The following is a 1,432-nucleotide window of genomic DNA, read 5'->3' as shown; positions in this document are numbered from 1 at the left end:
ATAGTTTCTTCAAGAAGCGGATTCTGCCGCAGGTGCAGATTGCACAAATGGGATTGATACCTGATAAGCAGCCTGAGGCGAGCAAGGACAGGGAGTGAACGGCGAGCAAGTGGGAACAGCGCCAGCGCTGACTTTTGCATCCGGTGTCAGAGGAATTTCCGCGCGCGGCTGTTCAAGACCGCATCCGCAGTTTGCAGTTTGCCTGGCATCCGTGCCAGTTTCTCCTTTACCGAGACAACAGGGTAGGGAAATTCCTACCGCGCAGCAGCCAGTTCTCTGATGTCCATTGCTTGCAGTCTACGCGATGCTGCGCATGCCGGACGCTACGCTATGATGGCCGCTCAACCCGCTTGGCGCTTGAGCAGCGTCAACCCGGCACCTCGCTATCGCGATCACGCCCTGGGCAGTAGGCTGTTTCTTTCCCTTCCCACAGGTGAAACCATGGCTGTGCGACCTTCTTCCGCTCAAACGTTCCGTGCAGGCCCCGCCATGATGGCACTGGCCGCCGGACTGACCATGCGGTGGTACGACCATCGTGGACTGCGCGCATGAAGCCTCGCTCTCTTCTGGCTGCATTTCCCCTTTTCCTTAGCCTATCCGCAGGATGTTCTATGTCGCACGGTGATCCAAAGAATCCAAAACATAATCCACATCCGGTCAAGCGCTACGAGGTCATCGCCACGGCGGATGCGCCGGGGCCGTGGGATTCGGTGAAAGGTTACTTGGAATATAAGGTTTCAAATCAAGAATGCACCCCGGAAGATAAGTTCCTTGGCGTGCATGTCATGCCGCCAATCGTGGGGCAGGATTTCGAGATGACGCGCATCGATGAGAAAACCTGGAAGGGATATTTCTATCGAGACTTCATGAAGGATGAAGATTATTATGGCTTAGGGGATTGCCATTGGGAGCCTGCTAGTGTGTCTACTGTATTTGTTGGCAATGGCGTTGCATTTGACCCTGGTGCAGTATTTGAGAAAATTTTGCGCAATGGCCAGCAAACGGAGTATTTTAAGAAGAGTTCCTACGGTGACAAGGCGTTAGTTCGCTATGGCGCACAAAACTATTCTATTGACGATATTGGTGTTATTCAGAATCCTGGCGATTACTTTAAAATAACCATGACGATCAAGGAGGTTGGATTATGAATCTTGCAGATCAAGAGCGCGCCGATGCGGCTATTGATTCTTACAACGATCGGCCGCAAAAAGACCTCGACTTTAATCATCCTGGGAAAGCTTTTTTGAATGGACATCAATACATTATATTTGGCTATAAAGATGATCTCTCTACTGGTTTCCATGGCACCGCTTACCAGCAGTTCGATGCGCCCCATGACATCATCATCGCCTACCGCGGTACCGATCCAGACCTGCTGCATCACACGCGCACCACCGTGTCGGATGCAATCGCCGACCTCACGATGGTGCGG

At 52.2% G+C, this 1,432-nt stretch carries 1 protein-coding gene and 1 pseudogene; both read left to right on the top strand.

What is annotated here, in order from left to right:
- Positions 1-548: 548 nt before the first annotated feature.
- On the top strand, positions 549-1,148 hold the full coding sequence (locus tag XANALMUS060_RS17080; RefSeq protein WP_235430613.1) for a hypothetical protein: 600 nt from the start codon (positions 549-551) through the stop codon (positions 1,146-1,148).
- Positions 1,145-1,432: pseudogene (locus tag XANALMUS060_RS17075) on the top strand (hypothetical protein); the annotation flags it as partial. The gene XANALMUS060_RS17080 and the pseudogene XANALMUS060_RS17075, both read left to right, overlap by 4 nt.

The sequence above is a fragment of the Xanthomonas sp. MUS 060 genome, from assembly GCF_000963215.1.
GTDB lineage: Bacteria > Pseudomonadota > Gammaproteobacteria > Xanthomonadales > Xanthomonadaceae > Xanthomonas_A.
This window is presented reverse-complemented; position numbering and strand designations above follow the sequence as displayed.

Bases quoted from the DNA above. Each gene is read 5' to 3' on its own strand.
- XANALMUS060_RS17080 (WP_235430613.1), top strand. From the start codon at position 549: ATGAAGCCTCGCTCTCTTCTGGCTGCATTTCCCCTTTTCCTTAGCCTA.